14 protein-coding genes are annotated in these 15,975 nt (G+C 48.3%); 1 reads left to right on the plus strand and 13 read right to left on the minus strand.

Features of this window, described 5'->3' with window-relative positions:
- The 13 genes from O3C43_16795 to O3C43_16855 form a co-directional block, all read right to left on the minus strand.
- Positions 1 to 636: DUF1549 domain-containing protein (locus tag O3C43_16795; GenBank protein MDA1068147.1), on the minus strand; the 636-nt coding region annotated here is incomplete at its 3' end.
- 331 nt (positions 637 to 967) lie between these two features.
- Positions 968 to 1,369: a hypothetical protein gene (locus tag O3C43_16800; protein MDA1068148.1), complete on the minus strand. Its 402-nt coding sequence runs from the start codon at positions 1,367 to 1,369 to the stop codon at positions 968 to 970.
- 247 nt (positions 1,370 to 1,616) lie between these two features.
- Entirely contained in the window at positions 1,617 to 3,116 is a 1,500-nt protein-coding gene (locus O3C43_16805) for a carboxypeptidase M32 (GenBank protein MDA1068149.1), read from the minus strand.
- A 95-nt stretch (positions 3,117 to 3,211) separates the two neighbouring features.
- Positions 3,212 to 3,757, minus strand: coding sequence for a hypothetical protein (locus tag O3C43_16810; GenBank protein MDA1068150.1), 546 nt, complete (start codon positions 3,755 to 3,757; stop codon positions 3,212 to 3,214).
- 88 nt (positions 3,758 to 3,845) lie between these two features.
- The gene (locus O3C43_16815; protein MDA1068151.1) at positions 3,846 to 4,592 is read right to left on the minus strand and encodes a tetratricopeptide repeat protein; all 747 of its coding nucleotides are present in this window, start codon (positions 4,590 to 4,592) and stop codon (positions 3,846 to 3,848) included.
- Positions 4,589 to 6,418 carry a BatD family protein gene (locus O3C43_16820; GenBank protein MDA1068152.1) on the minus strand — a complete coding sequence of 610 codons (1,830 nt, stop codon included), beginning with the start codon at positions 6,416 to 6,418 and terminating at the stop codon, positions 4,589 to 4,591. The genes O3C43_16815 and O3C43_16820 overlap by 4 nt, the downstream gene beginning before the upstream one ends.
- Positions 6,419 to 6,470: 52 nt before the next feature.
- The gene (locus O3C43_16825; protein ID MDA1068153.1) at positions 6,471 to 7,481 is read right to left on the minus strand and encodes a hypothetical protein; all 1,011 of its coding nucleotides are present in this window, start codon (positions 7,479 to 7,481) and stop codon (positions 6,471 to 6,473) included.
- On the minus strand, positions 7,468 to 9,417 hold the full coding sequence (locus tag O3C43_16830; GenBank protein ID MDA1068154.1) for a VWA domain-containing protein: 1,950 nt from the start codon (positions 9,415 to 9,417) through the stop codon (positions 7,468 to 7,470). The genes O3C43_16825 and O3C43_16830 overlap by 14 nt, the downstream gene beginning before the upstream one ends.
- Before the next feature lie 12 nt (positions 9,418 to 9,429).
- Positions 9,430 to 10,431: a VWA domain-containing protein gene (locus O3C43_16835; protein MDA1068155.1), complete on the minus strand. Its 1,002-nt coding sequence runs from the start codon at positions 10,429 to 10,431 to the stop codon at positions 9,430 to 9,432.
- Positions 10,431 to 11,045, minus strand: a complete 615-nt coding sequence (locus O3C43_16840; protein MDA1068156.1) for a hypothetical protein — start codon at positions 11,043 to 11,045, stop codon at positions 10,431 to 10,433. Before O3C43_16840 ends, O3C43_16835 begins: the two co-directional genes overlap by 1 nt.
- On the minus strand, positions 11,045 to 11,962 hold the full coding sequence (locus O3C43_16845; GenBank protein MDA1068157.1) for a DUF58 domain-containing protein: 918 nt from the start codon (positions 11,960 to 11,962) through the stop codon (positions 11,045 to 11,047). The genes O3C43_16840 and O3C43_16845 overlap by 1 nt, the downstream gene beginning before the upstream one ends.
- A gap of 38 nt (positions 11,963 to 12,000) precedes the next feature.
- Positions 12,001 to 12,426: a four helix bundle protein gene (locus tag O3C43_16850; protein ID MDA1068158.1), complete on the minus strand. Its 426-nt coding sequence runs from the start codon at positions 12,424 to 12,426 to the stop codon at positions 12,001 to 12,003.
- Positions 12,427 to 12,507: 81 nt separating this feature from the next.
- Positions 12,508 to 13,497: a MoxR family ATPase gene (locus tag O3C43_16855; protein MDA1068159.1), complete on the minus strand. Its 990-nt coding sequence runs from the start codon at positions 13,495 to 13,497 to the stop codon at positions 12,508 to 12,510.
- Between the two features lie 224 nt (positions 13,498 to 13,721).
- Between O3C43_16855 and O3C43_16860 the strand changes: the two genes are divergently transcribed.
- Entirely contained in the window at positions 13,722 to 15,917 is a 2,196-nt protein-coding gene (locus O3C43_16860; protein MDA1068160.1) for a hypothetical protein, read from the plus strand.
- Positions 15,918 to 15,975: the final 58 nt, after the last annotated feature.

The raw sequence follows: 15,975 nt of genomic DNA on the forward strand, positions 1-15,975 counted from the left end.
ATTTGACATCAACGAATCAAATGAATCTAAATTATAACCTAAGCACAACGGGTCTCCATTTTTCGGGGCAATCTCAAACTGCCAACGCACAAACTGGTCGTAAGGCATATCGTCGTTAAACGCGCGGATGACAAAGTCGCGATAGTGGTAGGCCTCGGGCTGGTCGTCATCGTAGCGATATCCGTTACTGTCAGCGTACCGGGCGACATCGAGCCAATGCCTCCCCCATTGCTCGCCATAGTGTGGGCTGGATAGCAGTCGATCGACAAGGCGCTCGTAGGCGTCAGGTGCAGAGTCTCCCAGGAAACTGGCGAGTTCCTCAGGTGTTGGCGGCAGGCCGGTTAGATCGAAAGTAAGTCGACGAATCAACACAGCCCGTTCGGCCTCATTATTTGGCGTAACTCCACGAACCTCTTGTGCGGCTAAAATAAAACGGTCCACATCGGTTCGAACCCAGGCCTTGTCTTTCATCACAGGAGGAGCCACCTGCGAAAGCGGCTGAAAGGACCAATGATCCGATTCGCGAACTGGAGTACGATTGGCCGCACCCTGTGCAGACACAGACAGGCCTGTAATCATCACCGCGGCCGCCAGGAAGCTACGATTCCCAAGAGAAGGCAGAAAGGAAAAGATCACTGGGGGGATGTTAGGGTAAAAAGAGAAAATCTCGGGCATTAATATTAAGATTCAAGGATTTTTGAGCGGAAGCAGATTCTCAACTTCAATCTCGAAACCACTTCAAACAGAAAAATATAGAAGTAGTCAATTCCTCTGGGACTTTCAGGAAATGTTCATTTTGACCAAGAGCTTACCTCATCACTTGAACGAAGAGAGACAAAACGGTCCCTACTGGAATCTCGAATACGGTTCGGGCGCTCGATGATTGGCAGAGATGTGGCCCGCCTTTCATTGAACGAGCGATGGCCATTTGGAAATGGAGAATGAGTTTCACCCAACTCCGCGGTCTTCAGTCCTGGTCTCCCTCGGGCTCGGCCCCAACGTGTTTAAGTGCTCTCAGGTTTTCTTCCTTTTCCGCGATAGCCTTTTTCGTCTCCTCGATGTTCAATTTGTTTTTCTGGTAAGCCTCGATTTTCATGTCGTTCATTATAATCGCGAGCAGGTCTTCATAGTATCTTGCCCAATTGGGATACTGAGGAGAATCCGGGGCCAGCTCTGGGAGTTTCAGTTTCTTACTGGCTTTTCTTAATACAACTTTCATCCGTTTTCCGCGCGTATGTTGATCGAGCACATAGTCATCCCGAACTAGCTCCTCCTCAGTTCTGTTGTCCAACTGATAGCGGAAGTTGTAGGTTTCTCTATAGTATTTTTCAATAGAGGCTTCGAACTGTGCGTCTGATGTATTGTTCATGGATGAAGTGGTCGTCTCTTTAAGTGGAAACAGAGGATGATTTCTATGTAACAGGCATGTGTCTGGTATGAGAATGTGTTAGGTGTTGTCTATAAAAAAGGACAATCGATGGTCTCACCCATGCTCCGGATAAAGCTCCGCAGGGCAGGCAGACCACCGCTACCACCTGGCCACAGTTTTGAGACTGTTGAATTTCATTGGTAATCGTGTTGGCAGAGGACACAGACACCTGAACACTGAAACCGTTTCAACTTTCATACAGCGGCAGGTATCGATCTTTCAAATACCGGATGAGATACTTGGGATTTATGGGTTCGCCGGTCACTCGGGTAACGAGGTCTTGCGTGTCATATAGTTTGCCGTGTTGGTGAATACCATTGCGGAGCCAAGTGAGAAGACGGTCAAACTTTCCTTGAGAGAAGTCCGGCAACAGATCTGGAATTTCCTCAAGTACTTTGTACCAGAGTTGTGCGGCGATCATGTTGCCGAGGCAGTAGCTGGGGAAGTAGCCAAACATGCCACCTGACCAGTGGACGTCCTGGAGGACGCCTTCCTTGTCGGAGGGTGGGGTGAGTCCGATGATTTCCTTACTTAAACGATTCCATTCCGCGGGAAGATCATCGACGGATAGTTCGCCGCCAATGAGTTTCTTTTCGAGTTCAAAGCGTAAAATAATGTGCAAGTTGTAAGTCACCTCGTCGGAGTCGACCCGAATGGGGCAGAGGGTGACCGAGTTGACTGCGAGGTAGAGGTCGTCGGAAGATAGCCCGGCTAATTGTTCCGGGAATGCCGCCCTGTATCTCGGTTCGAAAAACTGCCAGAATTCACGGCTGCGGGAGACTTGATTTTCCCAGAGCCTGCTTTGCGATTCATGGATACCCATGCCGACTGCTTGTCCAAGCGCGTTGTGGAGTTGGTCAATCGGTAAGCCTTGCTCATAGAGACCGTGTCCCGTCTCGTGAATGGAACTGAACAGCGAGTCCAAGGGGACATCTTCATCGAAGCGTGTGGTCAAGCGGGTGTCGCAGGCATTGCCCGAACAGAACGGGTGAACCGCTACATCGATGCGGCCACGTTTATAATTGAAACCCAGGGTTTCGGTGACGTCGGTCAAGAATGCCTTTTGCTTGTCAACCGGGAAGCCCCTCAGTTGCTCCGTCTTTGCTTTAATGGGCGAATCAAGAATGGACCGAGCTAAAGGAACGAGCTCTTCTTTCAAGGATTTAAATAAACCTTCGATGATTTCCGCGGTCATTCCGGGATCGAATAGATCGATCTGATAATCGTAGGGATTGTCACTTTCCCCCATAAGCTCGGCACCCCGGATGCTCATTTCCACCTGTCGTTTAAGAAAGGGAGCAAACGCAGCAAAATCGTTTCTCTCTCTTGCTGCTACCCAGGCATGATAAGCTTGAGAATCCAGGACAGCTTTTTCGGTCACATAATCCGCAGGCAGGCGCGTGGCACGGTCGAAGTCTTTTCGGCTGTTTTTAACAACGCACTGCTCCTGGTCATTGAGCTTCCCCCAGTCATTTTCCAGGTTCTGAAGCAAGGTCCCAATTCCTGAGTCTGAACCCAGTTGGTGACGAATCTCGCTAAGCACGGCCATTTCCTGTGCCCGTTGATCCGAGCTGGCAGGAGGTAGATTTACCTGTTCGTCCCAGCCGAGTAGTCCAAGGACTGTACCCACATGGTGTTGTTTCGCTTGTTTCTCAAGTAGAGCTTTAAGAGAAGAGTGTTCTAACATAAATGGAAGGTTGCAGGCTAGTTGGTGCACATCAAGGTCATCTCGACGAATCGTTAAGATTTTGAAAAATTACTTTTTAAGACACATACCGGAACTCAGGGGAACAGTTTGTTGTAGACCCTGACGGAATCCTCACTTTTAATCACGGTCCGGTTATTTTTCCGGTTTTCATAAGCCATTTCCTGCTTTCCCTCAATGGCGCGCTTTCCTTGAATCCAACCGTCTTCAGCGCCATAAACCTTCAGGGCTCTTTCTTCTATGTGATCGCGAATGATCTCCTTTGAAGTGGAATAAGTGATTCTCGATACCTTGCCTCGGTGTAAAAGAATTTCCAGAGTCAGCGGGTCGAAATCCCAATACCATATTTGATCTTCTTTTTCGTACGGAACTATGTTTTGAGGTTCTCCCAACATTTCAAGGATACGGTCGTCAGACATGTCGAAAAAGTTGAGGATGACTCCTTGATTCGATTTTGATAAGGCTGAGCTTATCACTCGACCGATACTTAAATGCCCGGTGGATTTAATAATTACTATACTCAAAATAATCAGGACGGCTGACGCGTATAGAGATCTTTCTAAAAAAGACTTTTTGCGAGTAGTTCCCTTGAGGGAATCAAAACGATCTCGATTGGAAAACACAGGTGCAACCTTAGCAAGTGGATCGATAATTAAAATCCTTAAAATGCGAGACCCTCGGATGATCGGCAGGCCTGGTGTGCCTTAAAATCTAATTCGTTGGCCAGACCTTGCCAACGGTGACATCCTTTACCCAACCCTCTTGTTTATCAGGCGTGCGGATGTAGTGGTAGGGGTGGTGCGTTTCCAGAACTTCAACCCAGGTGCCGTTGGAAAGATTGCTTAGGGCATTGGCCGATTCGGTCGGGGCCACACGAAGCTCGGTTTGGGGAATGAGAATGAGGCCGCGATGAAAATCTTTTTTCCAGGTGAAGAGGCCCGAAATGGCCAGAAGCATAAGTGGAATGGAGAGGTAAAGTGCCAGGCTGGGGATGGGCGAAAGTCTTGGCGCATACCAGGCAAGAATTCCGGCAAGGACGGTGGTTGCCGATCCTATGATAAGCAGCATCAGCCAGGTATTAACCGGGAGTGTGTAGGCGAATTCCTGGGCGATTGAATAGTCGGGGCGTTCCAGGTCGGATTGTTCGATAATCTTCTGGAGGTTGGCCAGGATGTCCGGATTCCCCGGTTCGAGAGTAAGGGCTCTTTCGTAGGCCAAAAGCGCCGAGGGGAAATCTCGTAACTGGTAGTAAGCATTACCGAGGTTGAAGAGCAGGGTGGGGCTGGATTTCCCGGTTGAAGCAATTGCACTTTGGTAGGCCTCAACTGCATCCAGGAACTGCCCATTCGCATAGGCTTCATTTCCCTGGATAAAAAGGCGTTCAAGCTCGGGCTCTTGAGCGCTGAGGCGTTGGCCCAGTAGAATGATGGAAATGACTAAGCAAACGCGTACTATCATTTCTTTTTGCCGAGTTGTCTAAGAATGGATTCGAGCTCCAACTCTTCTTTTTCCAATGCGCCCGCTGAATTGGCTCCTCCCGAATAGCGAAGCGCATCTACCTTTTGAAAAAATATTTCGATGGAGTTTTTGATCTGATCATCCCCCAACGAAGGAACCCACAGCGCTGTTATTTCTTTACCCGTAATGGCTTCGGGATTGCAACCAAGTTGCCTCGCCAGAGCAACCTGCAGCACACGACAGGCGGCCTGGTAAAAAGCAGCTTCATCATTACTGGATCTCGCTTTCACCATCTCTTTCCGGTGCATGGCGGTCTTTTGATCCAGTTCTCTCAAACGAATACGTTCTTTGTCGTTCTGTGACGAGTGTCGGGAACGACGAATAATATAAGCCAGACCCAGTATTCCCAAAGGTGCGATGACAGATGCAGCTAAAGTATTTTGCATTTTGGACAGCGTTGGCGGTGTCATGGTACTTCCCAGTGAGACCTTGATCGGAAGAAGCAAGTCTCCTGAATTGTTGGTATGAGAACGAAACGTAAGTTGGGTCGCATTGAATTGCGGATCGTTTGTCCCTGGCTGGGGTGCGCTTCTCGCTTTAATGGTTATTGGAATCGGAGGCGTATTCATTTCTGCGTACGTTTTTGTTCTCGGATTGAAATAGGAGAAGGCAATGGGCGGGACAGCGGAAATTTCCGAAGAAAGAGGAATGACAACGTACTCAAACTGTTTGCTCCCCGTATAACCTTGGGCGTCCAACTGCTCATCAACCACTCGAGGCGGGTAGGTTTTGAAAGAATCATTTGCCGGAAATTCCGGAGGAATCATTTGTGAGAAATTCCCTTCACCCTTGATTGCGATTTTTAGCGTGATGGGATCGCCTTCCGACAAATTGGTTGAGTCGGTTGTGGCGGCGATATTGAAAGTGCCGATGGCTCCATTGAAGCTTTCGGGTTTGTTATCCTGGGGAAGCGCATCGATTCTTATTTCGGCAGGCGGACTCATGGCCAATATTTCTGTGTCGCGGTAGCGACCGAACATACTGTCGAAAAACGGGTCGTTCCTTAATATGCTGAATGAGTCGCGCCGATTGTTGTTACGCCCCTCTGGAATTCTCAGCACATGATTTGCCTTAAACTGAAGATTTTGTACGCCTGATTTGACCGGAGTGATACCGATTTTCCAGAGGTAAACGTCATAATAATTGCCGTCGCTGACAACGCGTGTGGTTTGTGGCTGATTGTCAATTGGGGTTATACTGAATGCATCTCCCTCAATCTGTGGCAGTCCTTTAGTTGGAAATGTAGCGTTGCTGAGAAGCACCATGCGGAGTTCCGAAGAAATCGTTTCACCCACATAAACATTTCTTCCGGGTAGATCGAATTCGAGGTAGGCGATCTTTGAAAGATCGAGTGCGGCTTCTGCCTGCTCAACCACATCGACCTTAATTTCATTGGTCTTATAATTTTTTCCATCCACGAAAAGAACGAAAGGTCCGATCACAGATCTTCCCAGACGCAATGGACGAACTTGGTAGACGTGGGTGATGGTGGCCGCCATTTTCCCATTGACCCAAGATACCTGAGTATTGGGCCCTCGATAGGCGAATTCGAGGTTTTGGTTGTTACGAACCTCAGGCGGCTCCGCCTTCTGGCTACCTTCGATAATGATATTCAATTGAGCACTTTGGCCGAGTGGAACCGGATTTGGCTCAAGGATGGCAATTGCTTGAACCTGAGCCTGGAGAATCGATCCAAACAAGCAAAGCGCTGCTAGCAGAAGCAAGCTGGGCTTCTGGGCTATTCGGATGATGTGTAGACCGTTCATGTGTAATCGTGCTGTCAAAAAAGGGTTCAAATACAAAATCAATTCAGGCTCATTACCAATCCTTTTTCGAATCTTTCTTGTTGGGTGGTTGAACAATAAATAGCGGAAGTTTCTTTTCTCCATCTTCCATGGCTTCAAGCAGACGGACTGCCTCCTCAGGGGTCATTTGCATAGGAATGGGCTGACCGCCTTTGGGCCCTTCACCGGCAGGTGCTTCTTCTTCTTCTTCTCCTTGATCTCCCTGTTCCTCCTGCTCGCCTTGATTTTCGCCTTCTTCAGGTTCGGGTTCCTGTGGCTGTTCTTCTTCACCGCCTTGATCTTCTGGTTGCTCGGGCTGTTCTCCTTCGTCTTCATTCTGTTCGGACTCGTCCTGGTTCTGATCCTGAGGGTCTTGTGGCTCCTCGTTCTGTTCCTGGTCTTCACTTTCGTCCTGGTTTTCGTTGGAGTCGCCGCCACCTCCACCACCGCCGCCATCTCCATCTCCGTCTTGTTCGAAGGTAGCAACGATATCGTGGTCGCCGTCTACGGTTATGGTGATTTCGAGTTCTTCCTTCTTCTCTTCATCAACTCCTTTGCCGTTCCAGCCAAGAAACTTGAATCCTTCATTCGGGGTTACCGAAAGCTTGACTTCGCTCCCATCAGGAAAATTTCCTGAACCCTTAACTTCACCGGCCTCTTTTTTGTCGGGTGCGCCAATTACATTCCAAATGCGTTTATAGAAGGGTTTTACCTTCGTGTGCTCATTCATGGTTACGAATGTTTTCGGAGCTTTGAGATCGGCCACCGTTTCACCCGCCCATTTCTCGAACTCAAATCCGGGATTAGGCACGACCTCGATCTGGGCATACGAACCGGGTTTGTAGGAATCCTGGCCAAACAGGGTACCTTCCCAGGTTTCGACGCCTCGATTGCGACCTTGCTGAATGGCCTCTGCAGGAATTGCCTCCGATATCAGAGGTGATTCTTGAGCGAAAATGATGCCAGCAAACAAACTGGAAAGACCGAGGAAAAGTATCCCTCGATTTATTCTTACAATTATATCGGATAACTTATTCGGCTTCATCCAAATCGAAAACGAGTTCCTTCGCCTCTTCGCAAATGACAATAACTGAAGTATCTTTATCCAGCTTAATTTTTGTTTCCGGCGCAGTCGGGTCCTGGATATTGGGCCCTTCCCATTGGACGAATCGCCAACCGAAGGATGATTCAAATTTTAAATCAACTTCCTGACCTTTATCGTAGGTTCCCGATGAATCGGATGTGCCGGCTTCGCCTGGCAAAACGATGACTTGCAGTTTGACCAGTTCGACCAATTGAGCGGTGACTGTTTTATGGGTGTCGATGAGTACCCTGGACTTGGTTTTGTCGAGTGGTTCAACACCATCGCCTTCCCAGGTTTCGAAACGATAGTGTTCGGTATCCATGAGCGTTACAGAAATGGGGCGCTTGATACCTTGGTCATAATTGCCGGCACCTTTGAGCTCCACCACCTCGGGGAAGTTTGAGTCGAGTGTCAGGTCGTACATGACCAGATTCTCTATCCGGTATTTAAGGAACTTCAAATTGGCCAATGTCTCCGGATCTTCCGGTCGAATGACCAGGCTCCCTTGGTAGTATTCCAAGGCTTTGGCCCAGTCCTTACGGGTTTCGGGCTGCTTATCAGAGATTTTGCTTTCACCTATTCTAAAAGTGGCATTGCCCATGTTATAAAGAATGTCGGCTTGCAGGTCAGGGTCCTGGCTGGCTTGTGCCAGCGTAAAGATGCTAACCGAGTCTGCGTACTTACCTTGCCGGTACAAGCTGATCCCCAGATTGTAAACCAGACGCATGTCTTCTGGCTCTTCTTCTATCGCTAGTCTGTAAAGGTGTTCTGCTTCGACAAACTCGCCTTTTTTCAGGTGTTTTTGCGCTTTGTAAGGTGAGGCCTCCACACTTTGATTGGGCAATCCCAAGAATCCGAAAATGACTAATCCAATGGCCGCTTGCCTGGCGATCTTCGCCACGGACCTTCGGGTGCCGATGAGCCATTCCAGCATCAGCAAAACGATCCCGGCAGCCAGCACCCATTGGTAACGTTCAATTGCCTGTTTGTTCATTCTGGAATTCAACTCCTGGCGCGGGATCTCTTCAAGACCAAGACTGTAGACCGTTTCCAGTCCTTCACCCAAAGGCCCAAGTGGACTGTAGAATCCTTTCGATGCGGCAGAAATTTTTCTCAAGGTGTCCTCATCCAGGCGTGTCCGAACCACGTTCCCGTTTTCGTCGCGCACATAGTCGGGTTGTCCCTGCTTGTCTGTTATCGGGATGATCTCACCCTCCTTGCTTCCTACCCCCAGGGTAAAAACGCGAACACCTCTACTGGCAGCGCTCGCTGCCACATCGATTCCGTTGGTTTCCAGGTCCTCTCCATCGGTAATAAGAATGAGGATTTTAAAATTATTTTCCTTATTAAACGCACTCTCCGCCATGGTGATAGCCGAAGCGATGTCTGTGCCTGGAACAGGGATGACACCCGGCTCGAGGATTTCCAGGGATTGGCGAAAGGCGTTGTAGTCGAGGGTCAAAGGACACTGTAAAAATGCCGAGCCCGAGAAGGCGACGAGTCCGATCCGGTCTGTTCCCATTTTTTCAATAAAGTCCAATACCGCCAGCTTGGCTCGTGACAGACGATTGGGTTTTATGTCTTGGGCGAGCATGCTCCTGGAAGTGTCGATTGCGAATACGACATCGATGCCCTTGCTTTTAACTTCTTCCCACACGTAACCATATTGAGGTCGGGCAACGGCCATGACTATTAGGGATATCCCCAGCGCAAAAAGCACGACTTTCAATTGCTTTCTTCGGTGACTCACCGACGAGGTGAGCTCTTTAATCAACGGTGCGGCCAAAAAGGCTTTCAGTTGTTTCTGTTTCCCACGTTCCAAACGAAATGCCCATAACAGCATCAGCGGGATCATCGCCAAAGCTAGTAAAAATATTATGGGATATGCAAATGTCATGGTATTACAGTACTACGGAAGGGTTTTTAAACTCGTGCTGGCCAACAGGTATTCAAGCAGCAGGAAAAACAAGCCAAGCAAAAGGGGCCAAATAAAAAGCTCATCATAGAAAGTGAAATTCTTTAATTTAATCTCTGTTTTTTCCAGTTCATCAATTTGTGCGTAAATAGCTTCGAGCTCTTCTGTGTCGGTTGCCCGGAAGAAGGTTCCCTTGGTGATTTTTGCGATTTCCTTTAGCGTAGGTTCATCGACATCGGTCTCAATATTTTGATAGCGCGTCCGTCCCAAATAGTCTTGTACCGGGACGCGTGCCTTGCCCTTGGTTCCTGCAGCGATGGTATACACTTTAACTTTCAGCGCTGCTGCAGCTTCAGCTGCGGTTACCGGTTGGATGGATCCACTGTTATTTACACCATCGGTTAGGAGGATGACGACCTTGCTTTTCGCTTGCAGGTCCCTGAGTCGATTGGCGCTCATAATCAATGCGGATCCAATGGCAGTACCTTCCTCGGAAATGAGACCAATCTCCAGTCGCTCCAGGTTCTTGTTCAACCAATCATGATTGAGCGTGAGTGGACTCACTAAATAAGGTTCTCCAGCAAAGGCGATTAATGCGATCCGGTCTGATTCACGTTTATCCACAAACTCCTTAATAACCTTTTTAACCACCTCGAGGCGATTATAGTACTTCCCGAGGATTTTAAAATCCTCCGCGCGCATGGATCCGGAGATATCGACTGCCAGGACAATATCAATTCCGCTGGCTTCCAATTCAGTTTCTCCATGACCCAACCGTGGTCTCGCTAGTGCCACGATGAGTAAAGTTAATGCCAAGGCCCGTAAGAATCCCAACCATCGTCCGGAAGTGGATTTTGAAGTCGATGCAAGATTGCCTGCCAACTGAGTGTTAGAAAATCGAATACTTCCGCGTCGGCGCAATCCACCCCTCAGAAACGGCAGTATGATTGCTGCCAGGATCAGGTATAAAAAATAAGGATATTGGAATTCAAGCATCAGCTGGGCGTGATAGCGTCTGGGTTTTCCAGGTCTGGTTGTCCGCTTGGTTTACCAGTGGTTTCAATAAAGACCTCCGCCGTATGGTAGAGTTTCTCCATGTCGTCCTTGCCGAGACCATAGTTGGCAAATTTTGCCAGATCGCACAGTTCGGAAAAATCTTTTAGTTCAATGCGTTGTTCGGGTGAAAAAATATCCGTCTGGGAGGAATTGCTAAAAAATTCCTCGGTGGTCTGTTCACTGGCAGGTAATTTAAAATGGGCTTCCAGGAATCCACGCGTGATAGCGGATACCTCAGTGCAGAATCTTTCGGTCGTCTCGGGTTGCAGCCAGTTTCGCGCTTTGCGAAGGTGATTGAGTGCAATTTCGTAAGGGGGTGGCGGAGCTAGTTCAGGCGGTTGAGTCATCCGTTTGAAAACGACTACCGCGATCCAAAAAAGTATACCGACTACCAAAACTCCGATCCCGATAAAAAGTAATATCATTGGATCAAGGAGAAAAATGGGGTCCTTGATATCCATGATATCTGCCTGTGAAACTTTGGTTTCTTCTTGAGCTATCGCCTGGCAGCTTGCCGTGAGAATGGCTACTAAACTGAAAATCTTTTTCCGCATCAACGTCTCTTCTCCCGGTTTAAAAAGAACTCTCTGATTTTGGTGATGTAAGGTTGTCCGTTTTCTACGTAAATACTGTCGATCCCGAGGCGCTTCAAACTGCTTTTGAAATCCTCCAACTGTTGGGTGTTCCTTGCTTCGTATTCGGATCTGACCCGTTTGTTCCGGGTATTAATTTCCACCAATTGCCCGGTTTCCGCGTCTTCGAGGGTGAGTATCCCGACATTGGGTAGCTTGTACTCCCTTGGATCGGACAAACGGATGACGATGAGATCGTGACGACGGCCTGTAAGGCTTAGTGCCTTGTACATGCCGGTGTATTGATTGCGGATGCGAGCCTGGCGAAACGTATCTCTTACGAGGAAATCAGAAATCACGAATGTGACAGCCTTTCGTTTCACGATTCGATTCAAGTAATCGAGGGCTACCTTGATGTCCGTTCCTGAAGAGATGGGTTCAAAGAAAAGAAGTTCGCGAATAATGCGCAAAACATGTTGGCGACCTTTTTGAGGCGGAATAAATGCTTCGACCTGGTCAGTAAACAGGAGCAGCCCAACTTTGTCGTTGTTGCGGATAGCCGAGAAAGCCATCACGCTTGCCATTTCCGCCATCATCTCGCGCTTGCTTTCTACTTGCGATCCAAAGTCACCGGAAGCGCTGACATCTACTACGAGCATAAGCGTAAGTTCCCGTTCTTCGCGAAAGCGCTTCACATAGGCATCACCCATTTTCGCTGTTACATTCCAATCAATCGATCTGATGTCGTCGCCCGGATTGTATTCGCGCACATCTTCAAAGTCCATGCCTTGTCCCTTAAATACCGAGTTGTAATGGCCTGCCATAGCATCCGTCACCATCTTACGGGTGCGGATCTCGATTTGGCGGACCTTTTTTAGTATTTCTCTGGGATCTTTCATTGAGAGTGGTTCACTTATTCTTTCTCTTCGTCCAAGTCTTAATCTTCCTCTCCGTTGCCACCTTGGTAATTCTCTAAATCTGACCCATAGAATCCAGTACCTTCATTTACTGAATCATTCCTGAGATTTTCTGTCATCTTAACCAAAATCCTTACAATTTTTTCGAGGATTTCTTTCTCAAAATCGGCCTGTTCCTGTGAAATTCTGTTTTCCGTTACGAGTAAGTCCAAGCACGCCGCGCACTCTGTAGCCGAACCTTGGGAACGTTGGAAAAAATTTGCTCGGTCACTTTTGGAGAATTTTCCATTTCCCTCGGCAATGTTTAGGGCCATGCTTTGGGAGGCTCGTGAAAGTTGATCTATTAAATTCCCTTTGATTTTCTTTTCAGTAATGAGTGTATACGCGGATCCATTAAATTGGAGACTCTTCTGGTAAACAATTAACTTCTCGTGGGAAAAGGCCATGGGCGCATTAGTTTAGTTAAAGACAATTTTTAGGACGAAGACGAAGATTAAGAAAAAGAGTAAGAGGACGATTTCAAATACTCAAGGGACGGGAAGCGTATCCAGGATTTGCTGGACTATATCTTCACTGGTTTTTCCTTCTGCTTCGGCTTCGTAACTAACGATCACGCGGTGACGAAGGACGTCCATCGCAATAGTCTTCACATCTTGCGGAGTTACATAACCACGGCCTTGCAGAAAGGCCCAGCCTTTGGAGGCCAGAGTGAGTGAAATGGTAGCTCTTGGACTTGCTCCAAATTGAATCAAAGAATCGGACTCAAGTTTATAATCCTTCGGGTAGCGTGTGGCGAAAACGATGTCTACGATGTAGTTTTTGATTTTGTCGTCCACATAGACTTCATTAACCACCTTCCGAGCGTTCAAAATATCTTCCAAAGAGATGACGGGCTTGACGTCTTCCATGACGGATGTGGTGGCCATGCGGTCGAGGATTGCCCGTTCTTCAGCTTTTGAAGGATAACCTACACTCAGCTTTAGCATGAAGCGGTCAACCTGCGCTTCGGGGAGTGTGTAGGTTCCTTCCTGGTCGATTGGATTCTCAGTTGCCAACACCAAAAACGGTTTTGGCAACAGGTGAGTCTCATCCCCGATGGTGACCTGGCGTTCCTGCATGGCTTCAAGTAGCGCCGATTGGACCTTTGCTGGAGCACGGTTGATTTCGTCGGCTAGTACGAGGTTGGCGAAAACCGGGCCTTTCTTTGTCTCAAAGGTGTGTTCCTTGGGATTGTAGATCAAGGTTCCGATGATGTCGGCTGGCAGTAAATCTGGGGTAAACTGAATGCGTTTGAAATTGGCGTTAATGGCGCAAGCCAATGTTCTGACGGATAACGTTTTGGCCAATCCGGGAACCCCTTCAAGCAGGACGTGACCATTAGAGATCAAGCCCAGAATAAGACGATCAACCAGGTATTGCTGGCCAATAATGACCTGCCCAATGGTTGATCTCAATGGTGCTACCCATGCTGAGGCGGCTTTGATTTTTTCGGTTAATTCAAGTACGGAATTACTCATGGATTTATGCGTGTAAAGTGATGATGGGTAACGGACACAAGACGAAGGTCAAGGTTTCGCTTTTTTCACGTGTTGAACAGGATTTATACTTATAAGAGGGGTTTAATTGGGAAACTTTGATTTGATTGAGGTGACTTACTTCACAGAATACCTTTCTATATATCCCATACATGCGTAAATTTTTCATAAGGTTAGGACTGTTTGTTGTTCTTTTTTTGGCTACGATGGCCGCGCTCTTGACGACCCCGCCGGTTCAGAAGGCAGTTTTCCTCTGGGCTGCAACGAGCCAATTGGAGAGTGTTTCGGTAGAAACAGTTAAAATAACCAGTTCCAGTTTTCGGGTAGAAGGATTGAGCCTGGGACACCAGGGCATTGATGTGTCGACTGAAAGTGCGGAGATTAAAGTCTCCTGGTTGGAACTCGTGCGTTCACGAGAGCTCTATATTGAGGAGTTAGTCGTGAAGGGGTTAGTGGCAGATTTGGTTACAGTCGCCGGAGCGACGGGAGGAGGACTTGGAATCTGGTTGGACCTGTTTAGCGAGGAGGAAACTGGACCAAAGGAACCGTGGAAAGGTATTCTTGACCTGTTGAACCCTTCGGAAAAAGTATCAGTGGGTCGGGTTCGTCTGGATGGTCGTGTCCATCTAGCCAATGATCAATCCATGGATCTCAATTTGACCCTTGATGATTTGGCGGTTGGAGAACTTGCGCGGCTCCGAATTCAAGGTGCCTTTCTTGATAACAGTGAAACAGCCATTGTGGATCGGGGAATCTACGACCTGGGTATCGAAATAGATCTGACCGGCGGGGAACAAGTTCAGTCTGTGTCAGGCACACTTGGCTTGCAAATGGAGGGCTCCGATTTAAATCCCAGTGGGCAAATTGACCTCTCTGGAAACTGGCAGATCACACGGACAACCCAAGGCGAGACAGTATCTCTGTATATAGCTGAAACAGAAAAGATTACCCCGCTGGTCGACGTCGAGCTCAACTTGAATGTCGAGACCAGCGAGGTGATTGGGCATTTGTCTTTAAATGTGAATGGATCGTTGCTGCCTGTTTCGTTGCTCGAACTTCCACCAACCATTGGAACCGCCCTTGTCACTACTGAAGGAAACGTCAGTTGGAATATAAATGCCGGGTTGGGCACATTCGACCTTCACGGTTCGGGAGTGTTGGAACAAAAACCATGGGAATACGAACTATCCGGAAATGGTCAACTCGGCCAGATTCCTGCCCTATCCGGTTTTGTTAAAACAGGATTTGCAGATGAGGCCGGTCCCGGGAAGCTAACGATGAACTTCGATGTGGATTCAGCTGGTGATGGACGTGTGGTTGTTCCTGTCGAAGTTGAACGGGGTGAACGTTTGACCAAGATGACCCTGGTAAGTGATGTGGCATCTTTTAGTTTAAATCCATTTCGTATGCGCGTGGATGGAGAGGACGTTTATATGGTTGATTTGCAATCTGTAGGCACTGCCCTGGCGGCTTGGAGTTATAGTATGCAGAAGGTGGACTCCCTTGCTGAACAAGCGTTTGTGATATCGGAATCTGCGGCACCCAGCCCTATCCCCTGGAATGGAATGACTGGAAATGCCACCATGAACCTTAATCGTCTGATTATGCCCCAAGGGGTGGTCATGGAAAACCTCAATGCGGAGTTGTTGGTTCGTTCAGACTCCATCTCCATGACTTCATTCAGTACCGGTCTCAATCAAGGATCGATAAAGGGAAAGGGAGATCTCATATTTACTGAAGGCCTTGAAACTCCTTTCACACTTCGAGCGGAGGGAACTGTAATTAACATACCTTCTGAATTGCTCGACCTCGGAAGCGGCGCTCCTGTCACCGGTACCTGGAACGGAAATATTTTGGTTCTGGGGCAGGCTCAAATTTTGGAGCTACTCATGGATTCGGTTAAAGTCTCTTTGGATATGAAGGGGGCAGCAGGAATCCTTCAACTTGCCCGGGTTAATGAAGGCGCGAATCAAACGGCTCAGCTCTTGAACCTCGGGCTTTCTTTATTCGGCGGGACCGATGGGCGCATGGGTGCGGTATCTCGAATGACCCAATATTTACAGCGGGTACCCTATGATTCGATACGTGTTGAGGTGGATCGATTCCCCAGCGGAGAAGTTGCCATCCAGGACTTTACGATTCAAGGACCAGAGCTTTTATTGACTGGCAAAGGAAGTATCGATGCGGATAGTTGGGAGACCCTCCTCCAAGGTGTGTTGACCATAAACCTCGCGATGGGGACCAAGGGAAATTTTGGTGAAAACGCCAAGGTCCTGGGGCTGACAAGTCAAAATCTCATGGGTGAGTATCAACTCTGGAAGGAGCCCATAAATATTTCCGGCACGGTGGATAACCCGGATTACTCTGCTCTCAGAGACATGATCCTCGGGGCGATCAGGTAGGAGGCAAGTCATACCGTTTCACGTATTCGCTCAAATCCCTTTGGTTGCCCCCTTGCAG

The organism is Verrucomicrobiota bacterium, from assembly GCA_027622555.1.
GTDB lineage: Bacteria > Verrucomicrobiota > Verrucomicrobiia > Opitutales > UBA2995 > UBA2995.

Coding starts and splice junctions, on each gene's coding strand:
- O3C43_16800 (MDA1068148.1), bottom strand. CDS start 1,369: ATGAACAATACATCAGACGCACAGTTCGAAGCCTCTATTGAAAAATAC.
- O3C43_16805 (MDA1068149.1), bottom strand. CDS start 3,116: ATGTTAGAACACTCTTCTCTTAAAGCTCTACTTGAGAAACAAGCGAAA.
- O3C43_16815 (MDA1068151.1), bottom strand. CDS start 4,592: ATGATAGTACGCGTTTGCTTAGTCATTTCCATCATTCTACTGGGCCAA.
- O3C43_16820 (MDA1068152.1), bottom strand. CDS start 6,418: ATGAACGGTCTACACATCATCCGAATAGCCCAGAAGCCCAGCTTGCTT.
- O3C43_16825 (MDA1068153.1), bottom strand. CDS start 7,481: ATGAAGCCGAATAAGTTATCCGATATAATTGTAAGAATAAATCGAGGG.
- O3C43_16830 (MDA1068154.1), bottom strand. CDS start 9,417: ATGACATTTGCATATCCCATAATATTTTTACTAGCTTTGGCGATGATC.
- O3C43_16835 (MDA1068155.1), bottom strand. CDS start 10,431: ATGCTTGAATTCCAATATCCTTATTTTTTATACCTGATCCTGGCAGCA.
- O3C43_16840 (MDA1068156.1), bottom strand. CDS start 11,045: ATGCGGAAAAAGATTTTCAGTTTAGTAGCCATTCTCACGGCAAGCTGC.
- O3C43_16845 (MDA1068157.1), bottom strand. CDS start 11,962: ATGAAAGATCCCAGAGAAATACTAAAAAAGGTCCGCCAAATCGAGATC.
- O3C43_16850 (MDA1068158.1), bottom strand. CDS start 12,426: ATGGCCTTTTCCCACGAGAAGTTAATTGTTTACCAGAAGAGTCTCCAA.
- O3C43_16855 (MDA1068159.1), bottom strand. CDS start 13,497: ATGAGTAATTCCGTACTTGAATTAACCGAAAAAATCAAAGCCGCCTCA.
- O3C43_16860 (MDA1068160.1), top strand. CDS start 13,722: ATGGCCGCGCTCTTGACGACCCCGCCGGTTCAGAAGGCAGTTTTCCTC.